Raw genomic sequence first — 22,101 nt, forward strand, 5'->3', positions numbered from 1 at the left:
CATGGCTGCCATCGACATGGCGGGCACGTCGCTGGGCATCGCCGCCTGGGGGTTGGTCACCGGGGTGGCCATGGTCAAGAGTGGCATGTCGGTCGGCATGGCGGTGTTCATGTCGCTGCTGGTGTATGCCGGCAGTGCTCAGCTTGCCGTGATTCCGCTGCTCTCCGTGGGCGCGCCGCTGTGGGTGGTGTGGCTCACGGCCGCCTGCGTCAACCTGCGGTTTGTGATCTTCAGCAGCATGTGGCGCAGCTACTTTGCGCACCTGCCGCTGCGCCAGCGCCTGGCCGTGGGATATTTCAGCGGGGACGTGATCTATGTGGCGTTCATGAAGCGCTTTCCGGAACCCCGGCCGGCGCCAGAGCAGGTGCCGTACTTCTGGGGCGCTGCCTCCACCAACTGGCTGGCATGGCAGGTGCCGTCCATCGCCGGCATCCTGCTGGCCAACGCCGTGCCCCTGTCCTGGGGGCTGGGTTTTGCGGGGGTGCTGGCGTTGCTGGGCGTGCTGCTGTCCCTGCTGTTCGACCGGGCCACCTGGCTCGCCACGGGCGTTGCGGCCACTGCCGCGATTGCCGCGTTTGCCTTGCCGCTCAAGCTCAATATCCTGGTGGCGCTGGCGGCCGCCGTGGCCGCGGGACTGCTGATGGAGGCGGTGGACCGCCGCCGTCGCCAGCCTGAGCTGCTGCTGGTGCCTGCCGACAGCGTCATGCCGCCGGAAGAGCGCGAGCATGTCGAGGCGGGCGACGTGGTGCCGCTGCGTGAGGAGCGCCACCCATGAGCTGGTCCTGGATCTATCCCGTGCTGGCCACTGTGGGCCTGGCAGTGATCACGGTGGTGTCGCGCTCTTTCTTCATGATCCCGGAGCGTGAGCTGCCCCTGCCCGACTGGCTCAAGCGGGGCCTCAAATATGCCCCGCTGGCCGCGCTCACCGCCGTCATCGCGCCCGAGATCCTCATGGTGCAGGGTGAGTTGATCGACACCTTTATGGACGCCCGCCTGCCAGCCGTGCTGTTCGCCAGCGCGTATTACTTCTGGCGCCGGGGCATTCTGGGCACCATTTTGGTGGGCATGGCGGTATACCTGCCACTGCACATCGGCTGGGGCTGGTAGGTGCTGGCGGCGCCGGGCCGCGTCAGCAGGGCCGCCTAAAATGGCGCCCCTGACCCACCGGCCCCTCCAGGAAACCTCCCTCCATGAACATCCTTCGCTTCTCCGATCTGTGCGCCCAGGGCAAGGCCCGCAACCAGCGCGTTTTCATCCGCGCCGACCTGAACGTGCCGCAAGACGATGCCGGCAACATCACCGAAGACACCCGCATCCGCGCCTCCATCCCCGCCATCCGCATGGCCCTGGACGCCGGTGCCGCCGTCATGGTGACCAGCCACCTGGGCCGCCCGACCGAAGGCGAGTTCAAGCCTGAAGATTCGTTGGCTCCCGTGGCAAAGCGCATGGCCGAGCTGCTGGGCCGTGATGTGCCGCTGGTTGCCAACTGGGTGGACGACGTACAAGTGGCCCCCGGCCAGATCGTGCTGCTGGAAAACTGCCGCCTGAACGTGGGCGAGAAGAAGAACAAGGAAGAGCTGGCCCGCAAGATGGCCGCGCTGTGCGACATCTTCGTGAACGACGCGTTTGGCACCGCCCACCGCGCCGAAGGCACGACCTATGGCATCGCCCAGTTTGCGCCCATCGCCTGCGCCGGCCCGCTGCTGTCGGCCGAGATTGACGCCCTGACCAAGGCCCTGGCCCAGCCCCAGCGCCCCCTGGCCGCCATCGTGGCGGGTTCCAAGGTGTCCACCAAGCTCACCATCCTGCAAAGCCTGGCCGACAAGGTGGACCAGCTCATCGTGGGGGGCGGCATTGCCAACACCTTCATGCTGGCGGCGGGTCTGCCCATCGGCAAGAGCCTGGCTGAGCCCGACCTGCTGGACGCCGCCAAGGCCGTGATGGCTGCCATGAAGGCGCGGGGCGCCGAAGTGCCGATTCCTACCGACGTGGTCGTGGCCAAGACCTTTGCCGCCGATGCGCCCGCCACCGTGAAGGCGGCCTCCGATGTGGCGGCTGATGACATGATCCTGGACATCGGCCCCGAGACGGCGGCCCGTCTGGCCGCCCAGCTCAAGTCTGCAGGCACCATCGTCTGGAATGGCCCCGTGGGCGTGTTCGAGTTTGCAGCCTTTGAAAACGGAACCAAGCAACTCGCCAAGGCCATTGCCGAATCTTCTGCCTTCAGCATCGCGGGTGGCGGCGACACGCTGGCCGCCATTGCCAAGTACGGCATCGACAAACAGGTGGGTTACATCTCCACCGGTGGCGGCGCTTTCCTGGAAGTGCTGGAAGGCAAAAAGCTGCCCGCTTTCGACATCCTGGAGCAGCGCGCAGCCGCTTCCGTGTAAGCAAATGCAAGGCGGGCCACTGCAAAGGTGGCTCTGCCTGCTTACACGCCTTGCATCGGCACACAACTGTGACCAAAAACAACGAACTGTGTACGCCGGAGCGTAGTTAGCGTAATTTTTTCTTGTTTTTGTTGAGGATACCGCCCAGAATTATTTTTCAATCGTGCGAGTCGCATCAGATCGGATCCTCGCAAATTCAGTCCGTAGGAGGGAATCATGTCGTTTTCAAAGGCAATCAGCTTGGCCGTGCTGGCTGGCGCTGTGGCAACTTTGGTGGGGTGCGCACAGAGGGCGCCTATTCCCGTCGCGGAAAATTTCGAGTACACCTCGCAGCCCAAGGTTCGCTCCGCTGGCCACTGGGATCTGGTGTCGCGCGATGTGGTCAACCAGACGCTGAGCACCCTGGACAAAGCCGGCGTGGCCCCCAACACCCCTCTGCACGTTTCCCTGCCTGCCAACGCTACGCAGTTTGAAACCGCCTTCCGCGAGTTCCTGATCACCAAGCTGGTCCAGAACGGTGCCGTGGTGCAGCAGAACCTGGGCCAGGCCCTGGAAGTCTCCTACGGTATCCAGGTCGTGCGCCACAACAGCGACCGTCCGCACTTCATCCCTGGCCAGTTCACCATGCTGGCTGCAGGCCTGTTTGCCGCCTACGGCCTGCGCCATGAGCACATCGACGCCCAGCTGGCCGCAGGCCTCGGTCTGTCGATCGCCGCTGATTACGCCAACAGCATCAACTCCGGTGGCCCGACCAACACCGAGCTGATCCTGACCACCACCGTCACGCGCGGCGGCCAGTACCTGGCCCGCAAGACCGACGTGTACTACCTGGAAAACGCTGACACCCCACTGTTCACGCGCCCCTCGTACAAGAACGTCAACATGAAGGTTGTCTCGCAATGAAAACCCCTGCACTTCTTCTGACGGTGCTGGCCGGTGCCGTACTGGCCGGTTGCGCCAACAACGCCGCGCCTGTGCGCGTCGAGCCTACCTACCAGGAAGCCGCCAGCAGCCAGTTCATCCAGACGAGCCGCGATGCGGTGGCCAAGCTGACCACCGGCTTTGACATGAACGCGCTGGGCGCAGGCCCTGTACTGGTGGCCACCGTGGTCAATGTCAACGACCTCAGCCGCGCTGCCCCGCTGGGCCGCACGTTGTCCGAGCAGTACGCCACCAGCATGGCGGCCAGCGGCTTCAACGTGAAGGAAATCAAGCTGCGCGGTGACGTGTTCGTGCGCGAAGGCCAAGGCGAGTTGCTGCTGTCGCGCGAGATCAAGGACATTGCCCGCAACCACAACGCCTCACTGGTGCTGGTGGGCACCTACTCGGCAGCCGCCAACTACACCTACGTGAGCCTGAAGCTGGTGCGCACGGAAGACAGCCGCATCGTGCGCGGCCACGACTACGCGTTGCCCAACGACCGCGACGTGCAACGCCTGCTGGCTGTGCCCCGCTAATCGCTCGTTGTCGCCAGAGGCTTGCAGAAGTCTCCAAGCCAACCCGAAAGGCCGTCTCGACGGCCTTTTTTATTGCCCGCTGCAACAGGTCAGGTCGGCCACAGCCTGCGTCTCATGCTGCCTCCGCCAGATGATCGCGGCCATGGGTAGAGGCCTTCCGCGCCCACCCACCTAAAATCACGCCCCATGAACTTCACCGACATGCTGCGCGACGCCACGGCGCAGAACAACTCCCTGCTGTGCGTGGGCCTGGACCCCGAACCCACCCGCTTCCCTGCGGGCATGCAGGCCGACCCGCGCAAGATCTATGACTTTTGCGCCGCCATCGTGGACGCCACCGCCGACCTGGTGTGTGCCTTCAAGCCGCAGATTGCCTACTTTGCCGCGCACGGTGCCGAGGACCAGCTCGAACGCCTGATGCAGCACATGCGCGCCAACGCGCCGCAGGTGCCGGTGATCCTGGACGCCAAGCGCGGCGACATCGGTTCCACCGCCGAGCAGTACGCCAAGGAGGCCTTCGAGCGCTACGGCGCTGATGCCGTCACGCTGTCGCCCTTCATGGGGTTTGACTCCATCGAGCCCTATCTGGCGTACCACGGCAAGGGCGCGTTTTTGCTCTGCCGCACGTCCAACCCTGGTGGTGACGATCTGCAGACCCAGCGCCTTGTCAGCGTCGAGGGCCAGCCGCTTCTGTACGAACATGTGGCGCGCCTGGCGCAAGGCCCCTGGAACAAGAACGGCCAGCTCGGCCTGGTGGTGGGCGCCACCTATCCGCAGGAGATCGAGCGCGTGCGCGCCATCGCGCCCACGCTGCCCCTGCTGATCCCCGGTGTGGGCGCCCAGGGCGGTGATGCCGCCGCCACCGTGCGCGCCGGGCTGCGCAGTGACGGGCCGATCATCGTGAACTCGTCGCGGGCCATTCTTTACGCGTCCAAAGGCGAGGACTTTGCTGCGGCGGCGCGTGCCGAAGCCACACGCACCCGGGGCGTTCTGGAAGCCGCCCGGGGCTGAGTTCCCCACCACTCCAGCCCTCGCGCGCAGCCCCCTGACAGTACAGTGCTGGCGCGACCTCGGCACCACCGATTGCCACCCGCCTGACAGCCGCCCCTCCAGGAGCCGACGATGCAGTTGAAATGGCTGGAAGACTTCATCGTGCTGGCGCAGGAGCGCAGCTTCACCCGTGCCGCCGAGCTGCGGCATGTCACCCACCCCGCGTTTGGCCGCCGCATCCGCGCGCTGGAGGCCTGGGCGGGCACTCCGCTGGTGGAGCGGGGCGGAGGCCCTGTCACCCTCACGCCCGCTGGCCAAAGTTTTCTGGACACCGCCGGGCAAATGGTGCGCAACCTCACGCAGTCGCACGAGGAGCTGCAAAGCCTGGCCGGGCGCCAGGCCCGCACCGTGACCCTGGCCACGGGCCGCACCTTGGCGCGCACCGTAGTGGCCGACTGGCTGGTGCGCCTGCAGCCGATTTTGCAGGGCGGAGAGCTGTGCATCCGCACCCGGGCCCTGGCCGACACCGTGGGCATGCTGGAGCGCAACGAGGCCGACTTCTCGCTCGTGTACCACCACCCCACTCTCGCCATCCGGCTCGATGCGCGCCAGTTCACGCACCTCACGGTGGCCTCCGACCGGCTGGTGCCTGTGTCGCGCGCCACGGCGCAGGGGCAGGCGTTGCACCGGTTCGGGCCGGATGCCACGCGGGTGCCCTACCTGGCCTACGCCCCCCAGCTGGCCCTGGGGCGGCTGGTGGAAGACCACCTGGCGCACAACCCCCATGCGCCCCGGCTGCAGCGCGTGGTGGAGTGCGACTCGGCCGACGCCCACTACGAATACGTGCAAAAAGGCCTGGGCGTTGCGTGGCTGCCCTGGTCCATGGTGTTTGCCGACTGCAAGGCCCAGCGGCTGGCACTCGCGGGAGACGCCCGCATGGAGGTGCGGTTTGACGTACGCCTGTACCGCCCCAAGCGCCGCCTGGGGCCGCTGGCTGAGGCACTGTGGAAGGCGCTGGCGCTGCGCTGATGTGCCGGTGCTGACCGGAAGTGGCCTGCGGGTTTCCCCGTGTCGGATGTTGTGAATCGGCACGACATGGTGCCGTTTTGGCACCAATGTCCAGCGGCGGACTTTTCACAATCCAGTCCATACCCAACCCGCCCCACATAGTCCCTCTTTGCCAAGGAGTTCCGCCATGACCACCGTCCATCCCCTGCGCCGTGTTGCACTGCTGTGCGGCCTGGCCGTTCTTGCTGCCCCTGCCATCGCGCAAGACGCCTACCCCAGCAAGCCCATCACCATCGTGGTCGGCTACCCGCCCGGCGGCAGTACCGACCTGACCGCACGCACAGTGGCTACCGAGCTGGGTAACAAGCTTGGCGTGCCAGTCGTGATCGAGAACCTGGGCGGTGCCGGTGGCGCGATCGGTGCGCAGAAGGTCGCCAACGCGGCGCCCGACGGCTACACCCTGCTGGTGGGTGCCAACAACGAGATCGCCATCAACAAGCTCGTGACCAAAAAGGTCAAGTACGACATCAAGGACTTCACCGCCATCGGCCTCATTGCCTCCCAGCCGCTGGTGCTGGTGGCCTCCACCAGCGCGGGCGTCAAGAACATGGCGGAGTTCACGCAGAAGGTGTCCAAGAACCCCGGCAAGTTCAGCTACGGCAGCTCGGGCGTGGGCACGGCGCTGCACCTGGCGGGCGAGGCCGTGAAGGAGCAGGGCAAGCTGTTCATGACGCACATCCCCTACCGGGGCGTGGCGCCGCTCACCAGCGACCTCATGGGCAACAACCTGGAGTACGGCGTGTTTGTGCTCTCCAGCGGCCTGCCGCACATCAAGAGCGGCAAGGTGATTGCGCTGGGCACCACCGAGGCCAAGCGCTCGGCCACCACACCCGAAATCCCCGCGCTGGCCGAGTCGCCGCAGTACAAGAACGTGGACATCAGCGTGTGGTTTGCGCTCATGGGCCCTGCCAACCTGCCCAAGCCCGTGACCGACAAGCTCAAGAAGGCGCTGGCCGACAGCCTGCAATCGCCAGACTTCCGCAAGAAGATGGAAGCCAGCGGGTCCACCGTGGCCTCGCCCACCGTGAACATCGACCAGTTCCTGGTCACGGAAGTGGCCAAGTACAAGAAGATTGTTGAATTCGCCAAGATCGAAGAATGAGCAACAGCCCCCTCTCTCCCGCGCCCGTGCAACCCCTGGTGTTTGCGCTGCCTGCCCCCGACATCAGCGTCTGGCGTGCCGGTAACACCGGCACCGAAGGCGTGTGGCATTTCGACTCGGGCCGACCCGGCCGCCGCGTGATGGTCAGCGCCCTGGTGCACGGCAACGAGCTGTGCGGCGCCTGGGCGCTCAAAGGCTTGCTCGACGCCGGTGTGCGCCCGCAGCAGGGCACGCTCACGCTGGCGTTCTGCAACCTCGACGCCTTCGACCGCTTCGACCCTGGCAACCACGACGCCTCGCGCTTCACCGACGAAGACCTCAACCGCCAGTGGATTGACGCGCGCATCGACGCGGCAGACACCAACGAGCGCCGCCGCGCCGCCGCGCTGCGCCCGTGGGTGTCGCAGGCCGACTGGCTGCTCGACATCCATTCCATGCACGAGCCCTCGGCGCCGCTGCTGCTCACCGGCATCCAGCCGCGCAACCTGGCGCTGGCGCGCGCCATGCGCTCGCCCGAGCACATCGTGGTGGACGCCGGCCACAAGGACGGCGTGCGCATGCGCGACTACGGCCGGTTTGGCGACCTGGACGACAACGGCACCCGTTCGCTGCTCATCGAATGTGGCTTCCATGGCGACCCGGCCAGTCGCGCTGTGGCGCAGGACCAGTGCGTGCGCTTCATCGAACAGTCTGGCGCCCTGAGCGCCGACGCACTGGCGCAGCAGCTGCCCGGCTGGCGTCTGCCCGATGCACCGCGCCAGTGGGCGCTGGAGGTGACCGGCCCCGTAGTCGCCACCAGCAGCGCCTTCCGGTTTATGGCGCCGTACACGGGCCTGGAAGTGTTCGAGAAGGCGGGCACGGTGATTGGCGACAACGACGGAGTGCCGGTGGTCACTCCGTACGACGACTGTGTGCTGGTGATGCCCTCGGTGCGCCAGGCACGTGCCGGGGTGACCGTGGTGCGCTTTGCGCGGCGCAGGTTGCTGTAGCCGGTGCTGCGGCTGAATGCTATTCAATTGATAGCTGTTGTGGCATATTCAACCAGCGCTACCGGCCATTTTGGCTTGTAGTCTGGGCCCCAGCACCACACAGGCCAGCGCGGCCACCACCAGCGCAATGCCTGCCCACTGCCAGGGCGCCACGCCCTCGTCCAGCAGCAGCCAGCCAGCGGTGAGGCCCACCACCGGCACCGCCAGACTGAAGGGCGCCACGCGGTTGGCGGGGTAGCGCTGCAGCAGGTTGGTCCACAGCGCGTAGCCCACGATGGTGGCGGCCCAGCCCAGGTAGGCCACCGCCGCCCACGACAGCAGCGGCACGTTGGCCAGCGTCTGCCACTGCAGCCAGCGTGCGGCGTCGGGGTCGAACAGGGCGGACAGTGCCACGAAGGGCAGCACCGGCACCAGGCTGCTCCAGATCACAAAGGCCAACGGATCAAACCCCGGGCTGTGCTGCTGTGCCAGCCGCGCCACGATGTTGGACGACGCCCACATCGCCGCGCCACACAGCGTGAGCAGCAGGCCCGCCAGCGTGGTGGCCGCCGCCACCCCCATGCCGGAGCCCGGGCCCACATAGTTCATCGCAAAACACACCAGCCCCAGCGCAGCCAGCCCCATGCCCACGCGCAGCGGCAGCCCCGGCCGCTCGCGCAACAGCGCAAAGCCCAGCAGCGCCGTGAAGAACACCTGGGTTTGCAGCAGCACGCTGGCCAGCCCGGCCGTCATGCCCACCTTGAGCCCCATGAACAAAAAGCCGAACTGCCCCACGCCCTGGAACAGCCCGAACAGCAGCACCCAGCGCCAGTGCATGCGCGGCGGGCGCACCAGCAGCACCAGCGGCAGCGCTGCACACAGGTAGCGCGCGGCGCCCAGCTGGAAGGGGCTGAAGCTGCGCAGCCCCCACTTCATCGCCACAAAGTTCACGCCCCAGAGGATCACCACCACCAGCGCCGCGAGCAGGTCGCGCGCACGCAGCGGGCTGGTGGCGGCTGCGGCCTGTGCAGCGCCGCTCATTGCGCCGCGCGCGCTGCGTCGATGTGCGCCTTCACGCGCTGGGCCAGCGCAATGTCACCGGGGGTCTCGGGGCTCCATTTGTCCACCGTGCGCGGCTGGTCGCTGGCATCCACGGCGGTGTACACGGCCACGCAGTGCACCACGTCCTCCAGCGGTGCGCCGTGCACGGCGCCGCTGCGCACTTCCACGGCCAGGCACATGCTGGTGTCGGTGGTGTAGGCCAGGCGCGCGTGCACCTCCACCAGGTCCCCCGGGCGGATGGCGCGCACAAAGTGGGCGCCGCCCACAAACTCGGTGATGCAGGCGCCCTTGGCCCAGGCGCTCGCGCAGGCAAACCCGGCTTCGTCCACCCAGCGCAGCACCGTGCCGCCGGGGATGCGGCCTGCCTGGGGCAGCGTGGTCTGGGACGCCAGGAAGCGCAGGGTGGTTGAGTGCATGCCGGGGCTCCAAAGGATGGGGAGGCGTTCATTATTCTCCAGCGCCCCGGTGGCCGCAGCCTCCACCCGCCTCCGAACGCAGCCCAGCGCTCGCGATGCGGCCGCGTGGGCGAAGCTCTGCGTCACTTGACCTGAGTCAAAACCCTACTGCAAACGCGTCCCTACATTGAGAACCATTCCGTTTGGCCCTCGGTGCCGGTGGACGATTTCCCCATGCGATCGTCCTCAGGTTCACAGGGGCCGCCCTCCAGTCGGCGGTGCCGACACCCGCCCCTGGGGCCTACTCTAAAGCGCACGCCGTGTGGCCTGCGTCCATTGCCATGTCATTGCTTCACCGGTTGAACCTGCTCGAAAAATTCCTCATCCTGGGGACCATCGGGCTCATGATGAGCGCCCTGCCCACGTATCTGGTGGTGCGCGACTCCCTCCACGCCATCGACCACGCGCGCCTGGAGGCGCAGGGCGTGGCCCCCGCCCAGGCGCTCACGCTGCTGGTGCAGCGCATGCAGGTGCACCGGGGTCTGTCGGTGGGCATGCTGGGGGGCGACGAGTCGCTGGCCGCGCGCCGCCCCGCCGCACGCGATGCGGTCAACACCGCGCTGGACGACGTGAGCGCCCGCTTTGCCGCCGCCAAGGTGCCCGCAGCGCAGATGGCGGCCTGGACCCAGGCGCAGCAGACCTGGCGCACCCTGGAGCAGGCCGTGGCCGCGCGCAGCATCGAACAGGCGCAAAGCACCGCGCAGCACACCCAGCTCATCGCAACGCTGCTGCAGCTCAATGAGTCGCTGGTGCATGCCTATGGCCTGCAGATCGACCCCGAGGCCGACACCCACGCGCTGGTGCAGGCCTCGCTGGCGCAGGCCCCCATGCTGGGCGAAAAGCTGGGCATGCTGCGCGCCCAGGGCGCCAGCGCCTTGGGCAAGCGCGAGTTGACGCCCCAGGGCAAGGGCCAGCTGCTGGTGCTGCAGCAGCGCGTGGCCGAGTTGCAGGGCGACACTTTCCGGGGGCTGGACCGCGCCCTGCAGGGCAATGCCGAGCTGCAGCGCGCGCTGGGCAGCAGCGTGCAGGCCGTGCAAGGGCAGATCCAGCAGTCGCTGCAGATGGTGGAGCGCGACATCCTCAACGCCACGGAGCTGCAGCTGCCGTCCAAGGATTACTTCGACGCGTTCACCCGCACCATCGAGGCGCTGAACGCGCTCAACAACCTGTCGATGGCGAGCCTGGACCAGGCGCTGCAGGCGCGCGTGGCAGGGCTGCAGCGCAACCTGCTGTGGGTGGCGCTGGCCCTGGTGCTCACGCTGTCGGCCACCAGTGCGATGGCGCTGGTGTTTGTGCGCTCCATGACCGGGCCGCTGTCGCAGGCCGTGGCGCTGTCACGCGCCGTGGCGCAGGGCGACCTGAGCGGCGCTCCCATTGCCCATGGCACCAACGAGGTGGGCCAGTTGCTGGAGGCCTTGCAGCAGATGCGCGCACAGCTCACGCAGGTGGTGCGCAATGTGCGCAGTGGCTCGGAGAGTGTGGCCACGGCCAGCGTGCAGATTGCCCAGGGCAACACGGACCTGTCGGCCCGTACCGAAAGCCAGGCCAGCGCGCTGGAGGAAACCGCCGCGTCGATGGAGCAGCTCAACGCCACCGTGCGCCAGAACGCCGACAGCGCCCAGCAGGCCAGCCAGCTGGCCGCCAATGCCAGCACGGTGGCTGTGCAGGGCGGTGAAGTGGTGGCGCAGGTGGTGGACACCATGCACGGCATCAACGCCTCGTCGCAGAAGATCTCCGACATCATCGGCGTGATCGACTCCATCGCGTTCCAGACCAACATCCTCGCGCTCAACGCGGCCGTGGAAGCCGCCCGCGCGGGCGAGCAAGGCCGGGGCTTTGCGGTGGTGGCCAGCGAGGTGCGCAGCCTGGCCGGGCGCAGTGCCGAGGCCGCGCGCGAGATCAAGGCGCTCATCAGCGCCAGTGTGGAGCGCGTGGCCCAGGGCAGCGCCCTGGTGGACCGCGCCGGCGCCACGATGAGCGAGGTGGTGGGCGCCATCCGCCGCGTGACCGACATCGTGGGCGAGATCAGCGCCGCCAGCCACGAACAGTCCCTGGGCGTGGCCCAGGTGGGCGAGGCCGTGACGCAGATGGACCAGGTGACCCAGCAGAACGCTGCACTGGTCGAAGAGATGGCCGCCGCCGCCAGCAGCCTCAAGAACCAGGCCGAAGACCTGGTGCACGTGGTGTCGGTGTTCCGCCTGGGCGACGATGGCGGCGGGCGCACGGCCGCAGGCGTGCTACGAATTCAATAGCTGCAGCGGCATATTGCACTAGCGCTACCGGTCTGAATGACCCGAATTCCGCTGGAGCGGGCATGAAGGGGCGTCATGGAGGGCCGTACAGCCCCCGGGGTTCACACCGCAGGCCCGCGCGCAATGCCCAGTTCTGCCAGCTCCGCGTCGGTGAACACCCGCGAGCGCGTGTGAAAGGCCTTGCCCTCCGGTCCCTCCAGCGAGAAGGTGCCGCCCGTGCCCTCGATCACATCGATGATGAGCTGCGTGTGCTTCCAGGTCTCGTACTGAGCGCGCCCGATGTAGAACGGGCAGCCACCGATGTCACCCAGATACACATCGCCCGCGCCCATCGTGATCTCACCCGGCAGGTAGCAGTTGGCCGCGCTGTTGTCGCAGCAGCCGCCACTCTGGTGAAACATGAGCGCAGGGCCATGCTTTGCTTGCAGAAAGGCCACCAACTCCAGCGCGGCAGGGGTGGCGATGACTTTTTCGACCATGGTTGTCTCCAGCGTGCAATGCAAAAAACGCGGCCAGTTGGAACAACGAGCCGCGTCAGTAGAAACGTTTCCAGCGGTTCACAAACCGTCTCTGGCTAGGCGCCTCCGTCGCAGACAGTGGCAGCGCCACGGCCAGACGGAGCAACGACGCCAGGGGCGGTTTTTGGACCGCCACCCCAGATCAGAAGAAACCGAGCTTGTTTTCGCTGTAGCTGACGAGCAAATTCTTGGTCTGTTGATAGTGGTCCAGCATCATCTTGTGCGTCTCACGCCCAATGCCCGACTCCTTGTAGCCGCCAAACGCTGCGTGCGCAGGGTACGCGTGGTAGCAGTTGGTCCACACACGCCCGGCCTTGATGGCGCGGCCCATGCGGTAGGCCACATTGCCGTTGCGGCTCCACACACCGGCGCCCAGGCCGTACAGCGTGTCGTTGGCAATCGCCAGCGCTTCGGCCTCGTCCTTGAAGGTGGTCACGGCCAGCACGGGGCCGAAGATTTCTTCCTGGAAGATGCGCATCTTGTTGTGGCCCTTGAACAGCGTGGGCTGCACGTAGTAGCCGCCTTCCAGGTCGCCACCCAGGTGGGCCTGGCCGCCGCCGGCCAGCACTTCGGCGCCTTCCTGCTTGCCCAGGTCCAGGTAGCTCAGGATCTTGGTGAGCTGCTCTTTGGAGGCCTGCGCGCCCATCATGCTGTCGGTGTCCAGCGGGTTCTGGTGTTTGATGGCGGCCACGCGCTTCAAGACACGCTCCATGAACTTGTCGTAGATGCTTTCCTGGATCAGCGCGCGGCTCGGGCAGGTGCAGACCTCGCCCTGGTTGAACGCAAACAGCACCAGGCCTTCAATCGCCTTGTCCAAGAATGCATCGTCCTTGTCCATCACGTCGGCAAAGAAGATGTTGGGGCTCTTGCCGCCCAGCTCCAGCGTGGCGGGGATCAGGTTGTTGGCAGCGGCCTGCGCAATCACGCGGCCGGTGCTGGTGGAACCGGTGAACGCGATCTTGGCGATGCGCTTGCTCTGTGCCAGTGGCATGCCCGCCTCGCGGCCGTAGCCGTTGACGATGTTGAGCACGCCGGGCGGCAGCAGATCGGCAATCAGCTCGACCAGGATCAGGATAGAAATCGGCGTGGACTCTGCAGGCTTGAGCACCACGCAGTTGCCCGCGCCCAGCGCGGGTGCCAGCTTCCACGCCGCCATCAGGATGGGGAAGTTCCACGGAATGATCTGTCCCACCACGCCCAGCGGTTCCTGGATGTGGTACGCCACCGTGTTCTCGTCGATGTTGCTCAAGGCACCTTCTTGCGCACGCACGCAGCCCGCAAAGTAGCGGAAGTGGTCCACGGTGAGCGGGATGTCGGCGTTCAGCGTCTCGCGAATGGCCTTGCCGTTGTCCACGGTTTCGGCATAGGCCAGGCGCTCCAGGTTTTCTTCGATGCGGTTGGCGATCTTGAGCAGGATGTTGGCGCGCGTGGCGGCATCGGTCTTGCCCCAGCTGTCGGCGGCGGCGTGCGCGGCGTCCAGGGCCAGTTCGATGTCTTCGGCCGTGGAACGCGCGGCCTGGGTGTAGACCTTGCCGCTCACGGGCGTGATGACATCAAAGTACTGGCCCTTGACGGGCGGCACGAATTTGCCGCCGATGAAGTTGTCGTAACGGGGCTTGTAGGTGATCTTGGCGCCAGCGGCGCCGGGGGCTGCGTAAACGGTCATGGTGTTGTCTCCTGCGATGGTTGTGTGCATCGGGCGGACTCGATGGTGCCCGTCCGATGCCAACCCCTTACTCAAAACACATGCCAGCAGGCCACGGTGCGCGAAGTGTTGATTTCATTGGATTTTTTCGGCCGCCCAGGGCGGACACCTGTTGCAGCCGCCCGCATCGCGGTGTGCCGGGCCGCGACACCTGTCACGAAATGGAACAGTTGGCACACCGCTTGCGCCCACACCCTTGCCCCGCGCCGTCGAGCCCGCCATACTGGCCCACACACCACAAGCGGGCCGCCCTGAGCCCGCACGGAGACAAAGCGTGCGCCCCAACACCTCCCCCGTCGCCCTGCGACAGGCTCGCCAGCATCTGCTGGACTCTGGCCAGTGCCCCAGCGGCCTGGTGGACGAGCGCCTGGCGCGCTCCTGGTCGCGCAGCATGGCGGCCGGCCTGCTGCCCACCGGGCGGCCCCCCGCCATCGACCACCCCAGCAGCGGCACGCTGCGCCAGGTGCTGGCCAGCAACCCCGAGCTGCTCGCGCATTCGCGGCCGGTGATGGAATACCTGTTCGAGCAAGTGCGCCACAGCCAGAGCGTGGTGGTGCTGGCCGACCGGCGCGGCATGCTGATGCACACGCTGGGCGACCCGCACTTTGTGGACAAGGCCGAGCGCGTGGCGTTGACCAGCGGCGCCTCGTGGCACGAGGCCCACCGGGGCACCAATGCCATCGGCACGGCGCTGGCCGAGGCCTGCGCGGTGGAGGTGCACGGCGGCGAGCATTTTCTGGAGCGCAACAATTTTCTCACCTGCGCGGCTTCGCCCATCCTGTCGGCCACGGGCGAGTTGCTGGGCATCCTCGACATCTCGGGCGACTACCGCCACGGCCACGCCCACACGCTGGGCCTGGTGAGCACGGCCGCCCGCATGATCGAAAACCGCCTGCTGGCGGCCACCTGCAAACGCAACATCCGGCTGCACCTGCACAGCGCGCCCGAGGGCATTGGCAGCGTGGCCGAGGGCATCGTGGCCGTGTCGGCCGACGGCTGGATCGTGGGAGCCAACCGCGTGGCGCTGGCGCAGCTGGGCCTGCATGCGGGGGACGTGGGCGCCACCTCGCTGGAGCGGGTGCTGGACGTGCGGCTCGATGACCTGCTCTCGCACCACAAGCGCCGCCCCCAGCAGCCGCAGGCTTTGCGCACACTGCAAGGCGCCTTGCTGTTTGCCCAGGTGCAGATGGACGCCGCCTGGGTCGCCACCCCCACACGGCCCGCCGCTGCGGCTGCCGCAGTGTCCCAGCAAGACGCCCTGGCCCAGCTGGACACCGGCGACGCGCGCTGGCGCGCCGCCGCCGACAAGGCCCGCCGCGTGGTGGGCAAACCGATTGCGATGCTGGTGCAGGGCGAATCGGGCGTGGGCAAGGAGGTGTTTGCGCGCGCGCTGCACGCCAGCGGCCCGCGCCGCGATGCGCCGTTTGTGGCCATCAATTGCGCGGCCATCCCTGAGCACCTGATCGAATCCGAACTCTTCGGCCATGTGGCCGGGGCCTTCACCGGCGCGCGCAAGGAGGGCCACCTGGGCCGCCTGCGCGAGGCCCATGGCGGCACGCTGTTCCTCGACGAAATTGGCGACATGCCGCTGGCCCTGCAGACCCGTCTGCTGCGTGTGCTGCAAGAGCGCAGCGTGACGCCCGTGGGCGCCAGCAAGGCCGTGCCGGTGGACTTTGCACTGGTCTGCGCCACGCACAACCAGCTCATGCAGGCGGCGGAGCAAGGGCGCTTTCGGCAAGACCTGTACTACCGCATCAACGGCCTCACGGTGCAGCTGCCCGCACTGCGCGAGCGCAGCGACTTTGTGGCGCTGCTGCAGCGCCTGCTGGCCGACCTGGCCACCGAGCAGGGCCTGGGTTTTGAGGTGCAGGTGGCGCCCGACCTGCTGGCCCGTCTGGCCGCCTACCCCTGGCCCGGCAACCTGCGCCAGCTGGCCAATGTGCTGCGCACCGCCTGCGCCATGCTGGCCGAGGGCGAAGACACCCTGGGCTGGGAGCACATGCCCGACGACCTGGTGCAGGCGCTGACGGCGGTGCCCGCCAGCCCGCGCAGCGATGCCGTAGCGGGCGCTGGTGTGGACGGCCTGCCTGCCAGCCTGAGCCTGCAGCAGCTGTCCCAGGCCGCCATAGACCAGGCGCTGCAGGCTGCGCGCGGCAACGTGTCGCAGGCCGCGCGCCAGTTGGGCATCAGCCGCCAGACGCTGTACCGCAAGCTGAAGATGCCGGTGGCTTGAGGGCATCCGGGTTCGGTAGATTGCTATTGATTTGATAGCTGTTGCAGCATATCGCACTAGCGCTTGCGGCACTTTCGGCTGAATTTTCAGTGCGCAGCACGCCCCAGGCGTGCGCAGGGCGCGCCCGGTGGCATCAGCCGCGCTCGCCCCGTGGCAACACCAGCCGCGCGCGCAGCCCCGCGCCCGGCGTGCTGAACAGCTCCAGCCGCCCGCCGTGGCTGCGCACCACGCGTTCCACGATGGCCAGGCCCAGCCCCGCGCCCGGTGCGCCCGAACGTGCCGCGCCATCGCCGCGCGCAAAGGGCTGGCGGATGCGGTCCAGCTCTGCCGGGGCGATGCCCGGGCCCTGGTCCTGCACTTCCAGCCACACCCCGTCAGCATCGGCCCCCGTGCGCAGCAGCACCGGCGGTGTGCCGTGGCGCCAGGCGTTTTCCACCAGGTTGTCCAGCGCGCGGCGCAGGGCCTGGGGGCGGACCGGCACGTCGGGCAGCGCGCCCAGCGCGAGCCGCACGGTGCGTCCATGGTCGGCCTGCGCCTCGGCCACGGCCTGGGCCAGGTCGTTGAGCGACGCCGGGGTGGGCACCTCTGCCTCACCGCTGCGCGCAAACTGCAGAAACTGGCCCACGATGCCGTCCATCTCGTCGATGCTGCGCGCCATGCTCGCGGCCAGGGGTGCATCCACCTGCGCACCGGCAATCTCCACGCCCAGGCGCAGCTTGGTCAGCGGAGTGCGCAGGTCGTGCGACACACCGGCCAGCATCAGCGCGCGCTCCTGCTCGGCTGCGGCGAGGCTGTGCGCCATGTGGTTGAAGCTGCGGCCCACGGTGGCGATTTCTTCGGGCCCGTCCTCGGGCAGCGGCGCGGGCGGCTGGCCTTGCGCCAGTTGCCGGGCCGCCGCCACCACCTGCGCCAGCGGGCGGTTGATGTGCCGCTGCAGCCACCAGGCCCCCAGCAGCGCCAGCAGCATGCTGGCCAGCGTGGCGGCCAGCCAGGCGCCGGTGAATTCGCGCGTGGGGAACACGCTGGGCAGGTTCAGCCAATAGGTCTCCGCCCCCTCCGGCCCCTGGTGCACCACACGCAGGGCCAGCACGCCGGTGCTGTCGCGGCGCCATACGGGTTGTGAGGGCTGTGATGCTGATGTTGCCGCATCCTCAGCCCCCAGGCGGCGCGACACCGCCTGCACAAACTGCCGCTCCATGGGCGACAGCAGCGCACGCCGAACGGTGCTCTCCGCCGCTACGGGTGGGAGCGACCGCACCGCCTGCTGGTTGAAGGCCTCGACGAATGCGGCCCGCTCTGCCGGGGGCAGCGCCTGCAGCCCCGCGCGCAGCGCCCCCACGTTGCGCGCCACGCCATCGGCCACCTGCGCCACGCGGGGCTGAAAGATCATCTGCCGCACCAGCATGGCCGCCACCAGCTGGCCCAGCACGATCAGCACCGCCATCAGCAGCAGGTTGCGGCCCAGCAGGCTGCGCGGCCACCAGCCTCGGGTGGCCTGGGGTGTGGCGGAGGGCGTCATGGCTTGCCCCCGCCGCCCGGCGCTGCGCCATCGGGCACAAATAGATAGCCCACGCCCCACACGGTGCGGATGTGGCGCGGCTGTGCGGGGTCGGCCTCGATGAGCTTGCGCAGGCGCATCACCTGCACGTCAATGCTGCGGTCGGTGGCGGTGTGGTCGGGGCCATAGGCCAGTGCGATGAGCCGGTCGCGGCCCAGGGGCCGGTGCGGTTGCTGTGCCAGCGCCTGCAGCAGCGCGAATTCGCCCGTGGTCAGGGGCACGTCCTGGGCGCCGTCGCCGTCGGCGCCCCCGTGGCGTTCCAGCCGGCGCTCATCCAGCCACAGCGTGAACGCGCCAAAATCGATACGCCCGCCCGTCTGGCGCGGCCCGGTGTGCGCCCCCAGCAGGCGCTGGCGGCGCACCATGGCCTGGATGCGGGCCAGCAGCTCGCGCGGGTTGAAGGGCTTGGGCAGGTAGTCGTCGGCGCCCATCTCCAGGCCCACGATGCGGTCCACGGGGTCGCCCCTGGCCGTGAGCATCAGGATGGGGATGGTCTCGCCCTGCGCGCGCAGGCGGCGGCAGATGGCCAGGCCATCCTCGCCCGGCATCATCACGTCGAGCACCAGCACGTCAAAGCGCTCGCGCTGCAACAGCACATCGAGCGGGCCTGCACCATCGACCGTGCGCACGCTGTAGCCCTGGTCGCTCAGGTAGCGCTGCAGCAGCGCACGCAGGTCGGGTTCGTCATCGGCGACCAGGATCTTGGCCAGGGCTTCCGTCATGGGGCGGTGTGTGGGTGTGGCAGCGGGTGGGTGCAGCCAAGGCTGCGTGCCAATGGTAGGGCCGAAAACACCGGGTGCCAGCGCGGGAAGGTGATCCGGTGCATGACAACGCATGACACGTGCCGGTGGTTTGTCATGCTTTGTCATACATCGCGCAGCGGGCGCCACAACTGGCTCATACCTCGCGGCCATAGTTCAGCCCAGCGCAGCACCCTGCTGCTCCGCACCCCCTGTTCTGTTGCAAGGAGCCCACCGCCATGTTCCCTTCCGTCCCGACACCGCCCGCCCCCGTTGCCACCTGCCGCGCCATGCTGCTGGCCGCCTTGGCCGTGGCGGTACTGTTGCTTCTGGCAGCCAGCGATGCCAGCGCACGCAGCCGCCACACGGTGGAGCACAACGCCGATGGCAGTACCACTGCCCGCACCGGCGTGGTCCGCGCCGCGCCGGTCGGTGGGGGCGTGCTGCGCGGCCGCAGCGTGACCACCGACGGCCAGGGCCACGGCAGCGTGCGCAGCGGCGCCGCCGTGGTGGGCCCCAACGGCGCCACCGCTGTGCGCCAGGGCCAGAGCGCAAGGAATGCCGATGGCTCAGCCAGCCACAGCAGCGCCATGGCCGCCCAGGGCGACCGGGGCACGCTGCAGAGCACGGGCGCCGCCACGCGCAGCGCCGACGGCAGCGTGACGCAGGGCCGCACCACCACGGCCACCAGCGCCACCACCGGCAACAGCGTGCAGACCAGCAGCTCGTACAACGCGGACACCGGCCGCACCCGCAGCGCCAGCTGCTTTGACGCCAGCGGCGCCCCCATGGCCTGCCCAGCGCGGCCCTGATCCATCACCTTCCATTCATTGAGCCAGGAGATCCCGCATGTCCCGTCCTTCCACCCCACTCTCCGCATTGGCCTCCCTGCGCACAGGCCTGGGCGCAGCGCTGTGTGCGCTGGCCGCTGTGCTGATGACCCCGCCCGCCCACGCCCAGCTGCGCGGGCTGGGGCCCTTTGCCCAGTTGCGCGACACCGCTGCGGCCTTGCCCGCCGGTGTGCAGCGCCTGGCCGATGTGCCCTATGGTGCGGACCCGCTGCAGCGCATGGATGTCTACCTGCCCGCTGCTGGCGGCGCCGCCAGCAGTGCTGCGGTGGCCAGCGGTACGCGCGCGCCGGTGATCTTCATGGTGCATGGCGGCGCCTGGCGCACGGGCGACAAGGCCATGTCCCGCGTGGTGCAGGAGAAGGTGGCGCGCTGGGTGCCCAAGGGCTTTGTGTTCATCTCGGTGAACTACCGCCTGTACCCCGCCGTGAACGTGCTGCAGGAGGCGCAGGACGTGGCCATGGCACTGGCCGCCGCCCAAAGCCGCGCCACCCGCTGGGGCGCCGATGCATCGCGGTTCATCCTGATGGGGCACTCGGCGGGCGCGCACCTGGTGTCGCTCATCAATGCATCGCCCACCCTGGCACAGCGCGAAGGGGCCTGGCCCTGGCTGGGCACCGTGTCGCTGGACAGTGCGGCACTCAATGTGCCGGTGGTGATGACCGCGCCGCACTACCCGTTCTATGACGAGGTAATGGGCGCCAACCCGTTGTTCTGGGCGGCGGTGTCGCCGTACCACGCGCTGTCGGGGCCGGTGCCGCCGTTCCAGTTTGTCTGCTCCACCGAGCGCCCCGACCACCCCTGCCTGCAAGCCCAGGGCATGGCCCGCCGCGTGCGCGACCTGGGCGGCCGTGCCGAGGTGCTGCCGCAGGAGCTGACCCACGGCGAGATCAACGCGCAGCTGGGCCTGGAGAGCGCCTACACGCGGGCCGTGGAAGCCTTCATGGCGTCGCTGGATGCCGTGGTGGCGCAGCGGCTCAAGTAGTGGCGTTCAGTGGGCCTGCACGGCCCGGCGCAGCGCCGCACGGGCCAGCAGGCGGGTGGAGTCCAGTGTGGGCAGCGGGGAGTTGGCGTCGCTCAGGATCAGCGGGATTTCGGTGCAGCCCAGCACCACGGCATCGCAGCCTTCCTCGCGCTGCATGCGGGCGATGATCTGCTGGAACAGGGCCACGCCCTCAGGGCGAATGATGCCGGGCACCAGCTCGTCCATGATGATGCGGTTGATCTCACTGCGCTCGGCCTCGGTGGGGCGCACCCATTGCAGGCCCTGGGCCTGCAGCGCACCGGGGTACACGCCGCTGTCCACCAGCCAGCGGGTGCCGGTGAGGGCCAGGCGCCGGTGCCCGCGCGTTGCCGCCTCGGCCGCCACCACCTCGGCAATGTGCAGCCAGGGCAGCGGCGAGTGGGGCAGCACGCGGTCCATCGCCTGGTGGATGGTGTTGTCGGGGCAGATCAGAAAATCGGCGCCTGCACGGGCCAGCTTGTGGGCAGAGGCCAGCATCAGGTCGGCCACGCCTTGCAGGTCATGCCGGTCCAGGCAGTCCACATAGTCGGCCAGCGACGGTGTGTGCAGCGTCACCTCGGGGTGCGCATGCGGGCGGCCCAGCAGTGCAGCGCCTTCGGCACACAGGGTGCGGTAGCACAGGGCGGCCCCTTCGGCGGAGCAGCCCACGATGCCGATGTGTTGGGGCATGAATATGGTCCAGAGCGGTTGCAAAGGCCCATTATTGCCACCGCACTGCCGTGGCTCGGGCCCCATGCTGTGCCCGTCAGTCCCCGCGCACCCTTTGCGCAAAGCCGCGCGTGCTGAACTGCTCCACCACAAAGTCCACAAACACCCGGGTGCGTGCGGGCAGCAGCTTCTTGCTGGGGTAGTACAGCGAGGTCGGCCCTGCATCGGCCCACCAGCCCGGCAGCACCCGCACCAGGTCGCCCCGCGCCAGCCAGGTCTGCGCAAACGGCATGGGCAGCACGGCCAGGCCCAGGCCCATCAGAGCGGCCTGGCACATGGCCTCGGGGTCGTCGAACACGATGCGCGGGCGCAGCTCCACGGGAGCCGCATCGCCGGCCTTGTTGCGCAGCGTGGTGACGTTGATGCGCCCGGTGCGGATGTTGCGCCGGGCAATGCCATCCCACTGCGCCAGGTCCGCCGGGTGGCGCGGCGCCCGCTTGCGGCCCTGCAGCAGCGCAGGCGCGGCCACAACCACCAGGTGGATGGGACCCAGCGTGCGCGCCACCATGTCGGGGTTCAGGTTCAGGCCGCCGCCAATGCCGGCGTCAAAGCCCTCGCCGATCAAGTCCACCTGCCGGTTTTCAAAGCGCCAGTCGGGCTGGATGGCAGGGTAGCGCTGCAAGAACTCGGTGAGCAGCGGCACCAGGTAGGCACGGCCAAAGGCCTGGCCCATGCTGACCTTGAGCGTGCCCGCTGGCTGCTGCTCGGCCTCGGCCGCGTGGTCCACCGCATCGGCCAGGGCGGTGAGTGGCGGGCCCACTTGCGCCAGCAGGCGCTGCCCGCCCTCGGTCAGCGTGAGGCTGCGCGTGCTGCGCTGGAACAGCCGCACGCCCAGACTGGCCTCCAGCCGTGCCACGTTCTTGCTCACGGCGGCGGGCGTCAGGCCCATGAGCCGTGCGGCGGCCGAAAAGCTGCCCGACTGGGCGGACTGCACAAACGATTCGAGGTGGCTGAGGGGTTGCATGCGGTGTATTTTCAACCAAGGGTTGAAAGATATACAGCCCATTCATGGCTACCGGAGCA

At 68.2% G+C, this 22,101-nt stretch carries 21 protein-coding genes; 13 read left to right on the top strand and 8 right to left on the bottom strand.

Translation table 11 applies throughout. The annotated features are described in order from the left end of the window. Position 1: 1 nt before the first annotated feature. From DNK89_RS15455 to DNK89_RS15495, 9 genes are all read left to right on the top strand, one after another. The gene (locus DNK89_RS15455; RefSeq protein WP_369817443.1) at positions 2–775 is read left to right on the top strand and encodes an AzlC family ABC transporter permease; all 774 of its coding nucleotides are present in this window, start codon (positions 2–4) and stop codon (positions 773–775) included. Further along, positions 772–1,107: an AzlD domain-containing protein gene (locus DNK89_RS15460; protein ID WP_015016233.1), complete on the top strand. Its 336-nt coding sequence runs from the start codon at positions 772–774 to the stop codon at positions 1,105–1,107. The genes DNK89_RS15455 and DNK89_RS15460 overlap by 4 nt, the downstream gene beginning before the upstream one ends. Positions 1,108–1,190: 83 nt before the next feature. Further along, positions 1,191–2,390: a phosphoglycerate kinase gene (locus DNK89_RS15465; protein ID WP_110960809.1), complete on the top strand. Its 1,200-nt coding sequence runs from the start codon at positions 1,191–1,193 to the stop codon at positions 2,388–2,390. Positions 2,391–2,606: 216 nt separating this feature from the next. Beyond that, positions 2,607–3,293, top strand: a complete 687-nt coding sequence (locus tag DNK89_RS15470; RefSeq protein WP_056067885.1) for a hypothetical protein — start codon at positions 2,607–2,609, stop codon at positions 3,291–3,293. Beyond that, positions 3,290–3,847 carry a FlgO family outer membrane protein gene (locus DNK89_RS15475; protein ID WP_110960810.1) on the top strand — a complete coding sequence of 186 codons (558 nt, stop codon included), beginning with the start codon at positions 3,290–3,292 and terminating at the stop codon, positions 3,845–3,847. Before DNK89_RS15470 ends, DNK89_RS15475 begins: the two co-directional genes overlap by 4 nt. 186 nt (positions 3,848–4,033) lie before the next feature. Then, positions 4,034–4,858, top strand: coding sequence for an orotidine-5'-phosphate decarboxylase (gene pyrF, locus DNK89_RS15480; RefSeq protein ID WP_110960811.1), 825 nt, complete (start codon positions 4,034–4,036; stop codon positions 4,856–4,858). A gap of 111 nt (positions 4,859–4,969) precedes the next feature. Continuing rightward, positions 4,970–5,866 carry a LysR family transcriptional regulator gene (locus DNK89_RS15485; RefSeq protein ID WP_110960812.1) on the top strand — a complete coding sequence of 299 codons (897 nt, stop codon included), beginning with the start codon at positions 4,970–4,972 and terminating at the stop codon, positions 5,864–5,866. Positions 5,867–6,032: 166 nt separating this feature from the next. Beyond that, a complete protein-coding gene (locus tag DNK89_RS15490) occupies positions 6,033–7,007 on the top strand; it encodes a tripartite tricarboxylate transporter substrate binding protein (RefSeq protein ID WP_110960813.1) in 975 nt (324 codons plus the stop codon). Then, entirely contained in the window at positions 7,004–7,996 is a 993-nt protein-coding gene (locus DNK89_RS15495; protein WP_110960814.1) for a succinylglutamate desuccinylase/aspartoacylase family protein, read from the top strand. The genes DNK89_RS15490 and DNK89_RS15495 overlap by 4 nt, the downstream gene beginning before the upstream one ends. A 48-nt stretch (positions 7,997–8,044) precedes the next feature. On the opposite strand, the gene DNK89_RS15500 is transcribed toward DNK89_RS15495, so the two are convergent. Both DNK89_RS15500 and DNK89_RS15505 read right to left on the bottom strand, forming a co-directional pair. Further along, positions 8,045–9,016, bottom strand: coding sequence for an EamA family transporter (locus DNK89_RS15500; protein ID WP_110960815.1), 972 nt, complete (start codon positions 9,014–9,016; stop codon positions 8,045–8,047). Then, complete coding sequence (locus DNK89_RS15505) at positions 9,013–9,453, bottom strand: acyl-CoA thioesterase (RefSeq protein WP_110960816.1); 441 nt, start codon at positions 9,451–9,453, stop codon at positions 9,013–9,015. The genes DNK89_RS15500 and DNK89_RS15505 overlap by 4 nt, the downstream gene beginning before the upstream one ends. Before the next feature lie 320 nt (positions 9,454–9,773). On the opposite strand from DNK89_RS15505, the gene DNK89_RS15510 reads away from it, so the two are divergent. Further along, on the top strand, positions 9,774–11,744 hold the full coding sequence (locus tag DNK89_RS15510; RefSeq protein WP_110960817.1) for a methyl-accepting chemotaxis protein: 1,971 nt from the start codon (positions 9,774–9,776) through the stop codon (positions 11,742–11,744). Positions 11,745–11,845: 101 nt separating this feature from the next. On the opposite strand, the gene DNK89_RS15515 is transcribed toward DNK89_RS15510, so the two are convergent. Together DNK89_RS15515 and DNK89_RS15520 are read right to left on the bottom strand one after the other, a co-directional pair. Then, the gene (locus DNK89_RS15515; RefSeq protein WP_110960818.1) at positions 11,846–12,223 is read right to left on the bottom strand and encodes a DUF779 domain-containing protein; all 378 of its coding nucleotides are present in this window, start codon (positions 12,221–12,223) and stop codon (positions 11,846–11,848) included. A gap of 181 nt (positions 12,224–12,404) precedes the next feature. Continuing rightward, entirely contained in the window at positions 12,405–13,928 is a 1,524-nt protein-coding gene (locus DNK89_RS15520) for an aldehyde dehydrogenase family protein (RefSeq protein ID WP_015016223.1), read from the bottom strand. A gap of 313 nt (positions 13,929–14,241) precedes the next feature. Here DNK89_RS15520 and DNK89_RS15525 point away from each other — a divergent pair, with 313 nt between their 5' ends. Beyond that, on the top strand, positions 14,242–16,200 hold the full coding sequence (locus DNK89_RS15525; protein ID WP_110960819.1) for a sigma-54-dependent Fis family transcriptional regulator: 1,959 nt from the start codon (positions 14,242–14,244) through the stop codon (positions 16,198–16,200). Positions 16,201–16,333: 133 nt separating this feature from the next. Here the strand turns inward: DNK89_RS15525 and DNK89_RS15530 are convergent, their stop codons facing one another. Both DNK89_RS15530 and DNK89_RS15535 read right to left on the bottom strand, forming a co-directional pair. Beyond that, entirely contained in the window at positions 16,334–17,719 is a 1,386-nt protein-coding gene (locus tag DNK89_RS15530) for an ATP-binding protein (protein WP_110960820.1), read from the bottom strand. Then, positions 17,716–18,480, bottom strand: coding sequence for a response regulator (locus DNK89_RS15535; protein WP_110960821.1), 765 nt, complete (start codon positions 18,478–18,480; stop codon positions 17,716–17,718). The genes DNK89_RS15530 and DNK89_RS15535 overlap by 4 nt, the downstream gene beginning before the upstream one ends. A gap of 257 nt (positions 18,481–18,737) precedes the next feature. On the opposite strand from DNK89_RS15535, the gene DNK89_RS15540 reads away from it, so the two are divergent. Both DNK89_RS15540 and DNK89_RS15545 read left to right on the top strand, forming a co-directional pair. Beyond that, on the top strand, positions 18,738–19,310 hold the full coding sequence (locus DNK89_RS15540; protein ID WP_110960822.1) for a hypothetical protein: 573 nt from the start codon (positions 18,738–18,740) through the stop codon (positions 19,308–19,310). A gap of 37 nt (positions 19,311–19,347) precedes the next feature. Beyond that, complete coding sequence (locus DNK89_RS15545; RefSeq protein ID WP_110960823.1) at positions 19,348–20,331, top strand: alpha/beta hydrolase; 984 nt, start codon at positions 19,348–19,350, stop codon at positions 20,329–20,331. 6 nt (positions 20,332–20,337) lie between these two features. Here the strand turns inward: DNK89_RS15545 and DNK89_RS15550 are convergent, their stop codons facing one another. Together DNK89_RS15550 and DNK89_RS15555 are read right to left on the bottom strand one after the other, a co-directional pair. Next, positions 20,338–21,039 carry an aspartate/glutamate racemase family protein gene (locus DNK89_RS15550; RefSeq protein ID WP_110960824.1) on the bottom strand — a complete coding sequence of 234 codons (702 nt, stop codon included), beginning with the start codon at positions 21,037–21,039 and terminating at the stop codon, positions 20,338–20,340. A 76-nt stretch (positions 21,040–21,115) separates the two neighbouring features. Further along, complete coding sequence (locus DNK89_RS15555) at positions 21,116–22,042, bottom strand: LysR family transcriptional regulator (RefSeq protein WP_110960825.1); 927 nt, start codon at positions 22,040–22,042, stop codon at positions 21,116–21,118. Positions 22,043–22,101 lie beyond the last annotated feature (59 nt).

The organism is Acidovorax sp. ST3, assembly GCF_003231145.1.
GTDB lineage: Bacteria > Pseudomonadota > Gammaproteobacteria > Burkholderiales > Burkholderiaceae_C > Acidovorax.

Coding starts and splice junctions, on each gene's coding strand:
- DNK89_RS15510 (WP_110960817.1), top strand. CDS start 9,774: ATGTCATTGCTTCACCGGTTGAACCTGCTCGAAAAATTCCTCATCCTG.
- pyrF (WP_110960811.1), top strand. CDS start 4,034: ATGAACTTCACCGACATGCTGCGCGACGCCACGGCGCAGAACAACTCC.
- DNK89_RS15545 (WP_110960823.1), top strand. CDS start 19,348: ATGTCCCGTCCTTCCACCCCACTCTCCGCATTGGCCTCCCTGCGCACA.
- DNK89_RS15490 (WP_110960813.1), top strand. CDS start 6,033: ATGACCACCGTCCATCCCCTGCGCCGTGTTGCACTGCTGTGCGGCCTG.
- DNK89_RS15485 (WP_110960812.1), top strand. CDS start 4,970: ATGCAGTTGAAATGGCTGGAAGACTTCATCGTGCTGGCGCAGGAGCGC.
- DNK89_RS15470 (WP_056067885.1), top strand. CDS start 2,607: ATGTCGTTTTCAAAGGCAATCAGCTTGGCCGTGCTGGCTGGCGCTGTG.
- DNK89_RS15515 (WP_110960818.1), bottom strand. CDS start 12,223: ATGGTCGAAAAAGTCATCGCCACCCCTGCCGCGCTGGAGTTGGTGGCC.
- DNK89_RS15455 (WP_369817443.1), top strand. CDS start 2: ATGGCTGCCATCGACATGGCGGGCACGTCGCTGGGCATCGCCGCCTGG.
- DNK89_RS15555 (WP_110960825.1), bottom strand. CDS start 22,042: ATGCAACCCCTCAGCCACCTCGAATCGTTTGTGCAGTCCGCCCAGTCG.
- DNK89_RS15520 (WP_015016223.1), bottom strand. CDS start 13,928: ATGACCGTTTACGCAGCCCCCGGCGCCGCTGGCGCCAAGATCACCTAC.
- DNK89_RS15540 (WP_110960822.1), top strand. CDS start 18,738: ATGTTCCCTTCCGTCCCGACACCGCCCGCCCCCGTTGCCACCTGCCGC.
- DNK89_RS15465 (WP_110960809.1), top strand. CDS start 1,191: ATGAACATCCTTCGCTTCTCCGATCTGTGCGCCCAGGGCAAGGCCCGC.
- DNK89_RS15505 (WP_110960816.1), bottom strand. CDS start 9,453: ATGCACTCAACCACCCTGCGCTTCCTGGCGTCCCAGACCACGCTGCCC.
- DNK89_RS15495 (WP_110960814.1), top strand. CDS start 7,004: ATGAGCAACAGCCCCCTCTCTCCCGCGCCCGTGCAACCCCTGGTGTTT.
- DNK89_RS15530 (WP_110960820.1), bottom strand. CDS start 17,719: ATGACGCCCTCCGCCACACCCCAGGCCACCCGAGGCTGGTGGCCGCGC.
- DNK89_RS15460 (WP_015016233.1), top strand. CDS start 772: ATGAGCTGGTCCTGGATCTATCCCGTGCTGGCCACTGTGGGCCTGGCA.
- DNK89_RS15550 (WP_110960824.1), bottom strand. CDS start 21,039: ATGCCCCAACACATCGGCATCGTGGGCTGCTCCGCCGAAGGGGCCGCC.
- DNK89_RS15535 (WP_110960821.1), bottom strand. CDS start 18,480: ATGACGGAAGCCCTGGCCAAGATCCTGGTCGCCGATGACGAACCCGAC.
- DNK89_RS15475 (WP_110960810.1), top strand. CDS start 3,290: ATGAAAACCCCTGCACTTCTTCTGACGGTGCTGGCCGGTGCCGTACTG.
- DNK89_RS15500 (WP_110960815.1), bottom strand. CDS start 9,016: ATGAGCGGCGCTGCACAGGCCGCAGCCGCCACCAGCCCGCTGCGTGCG.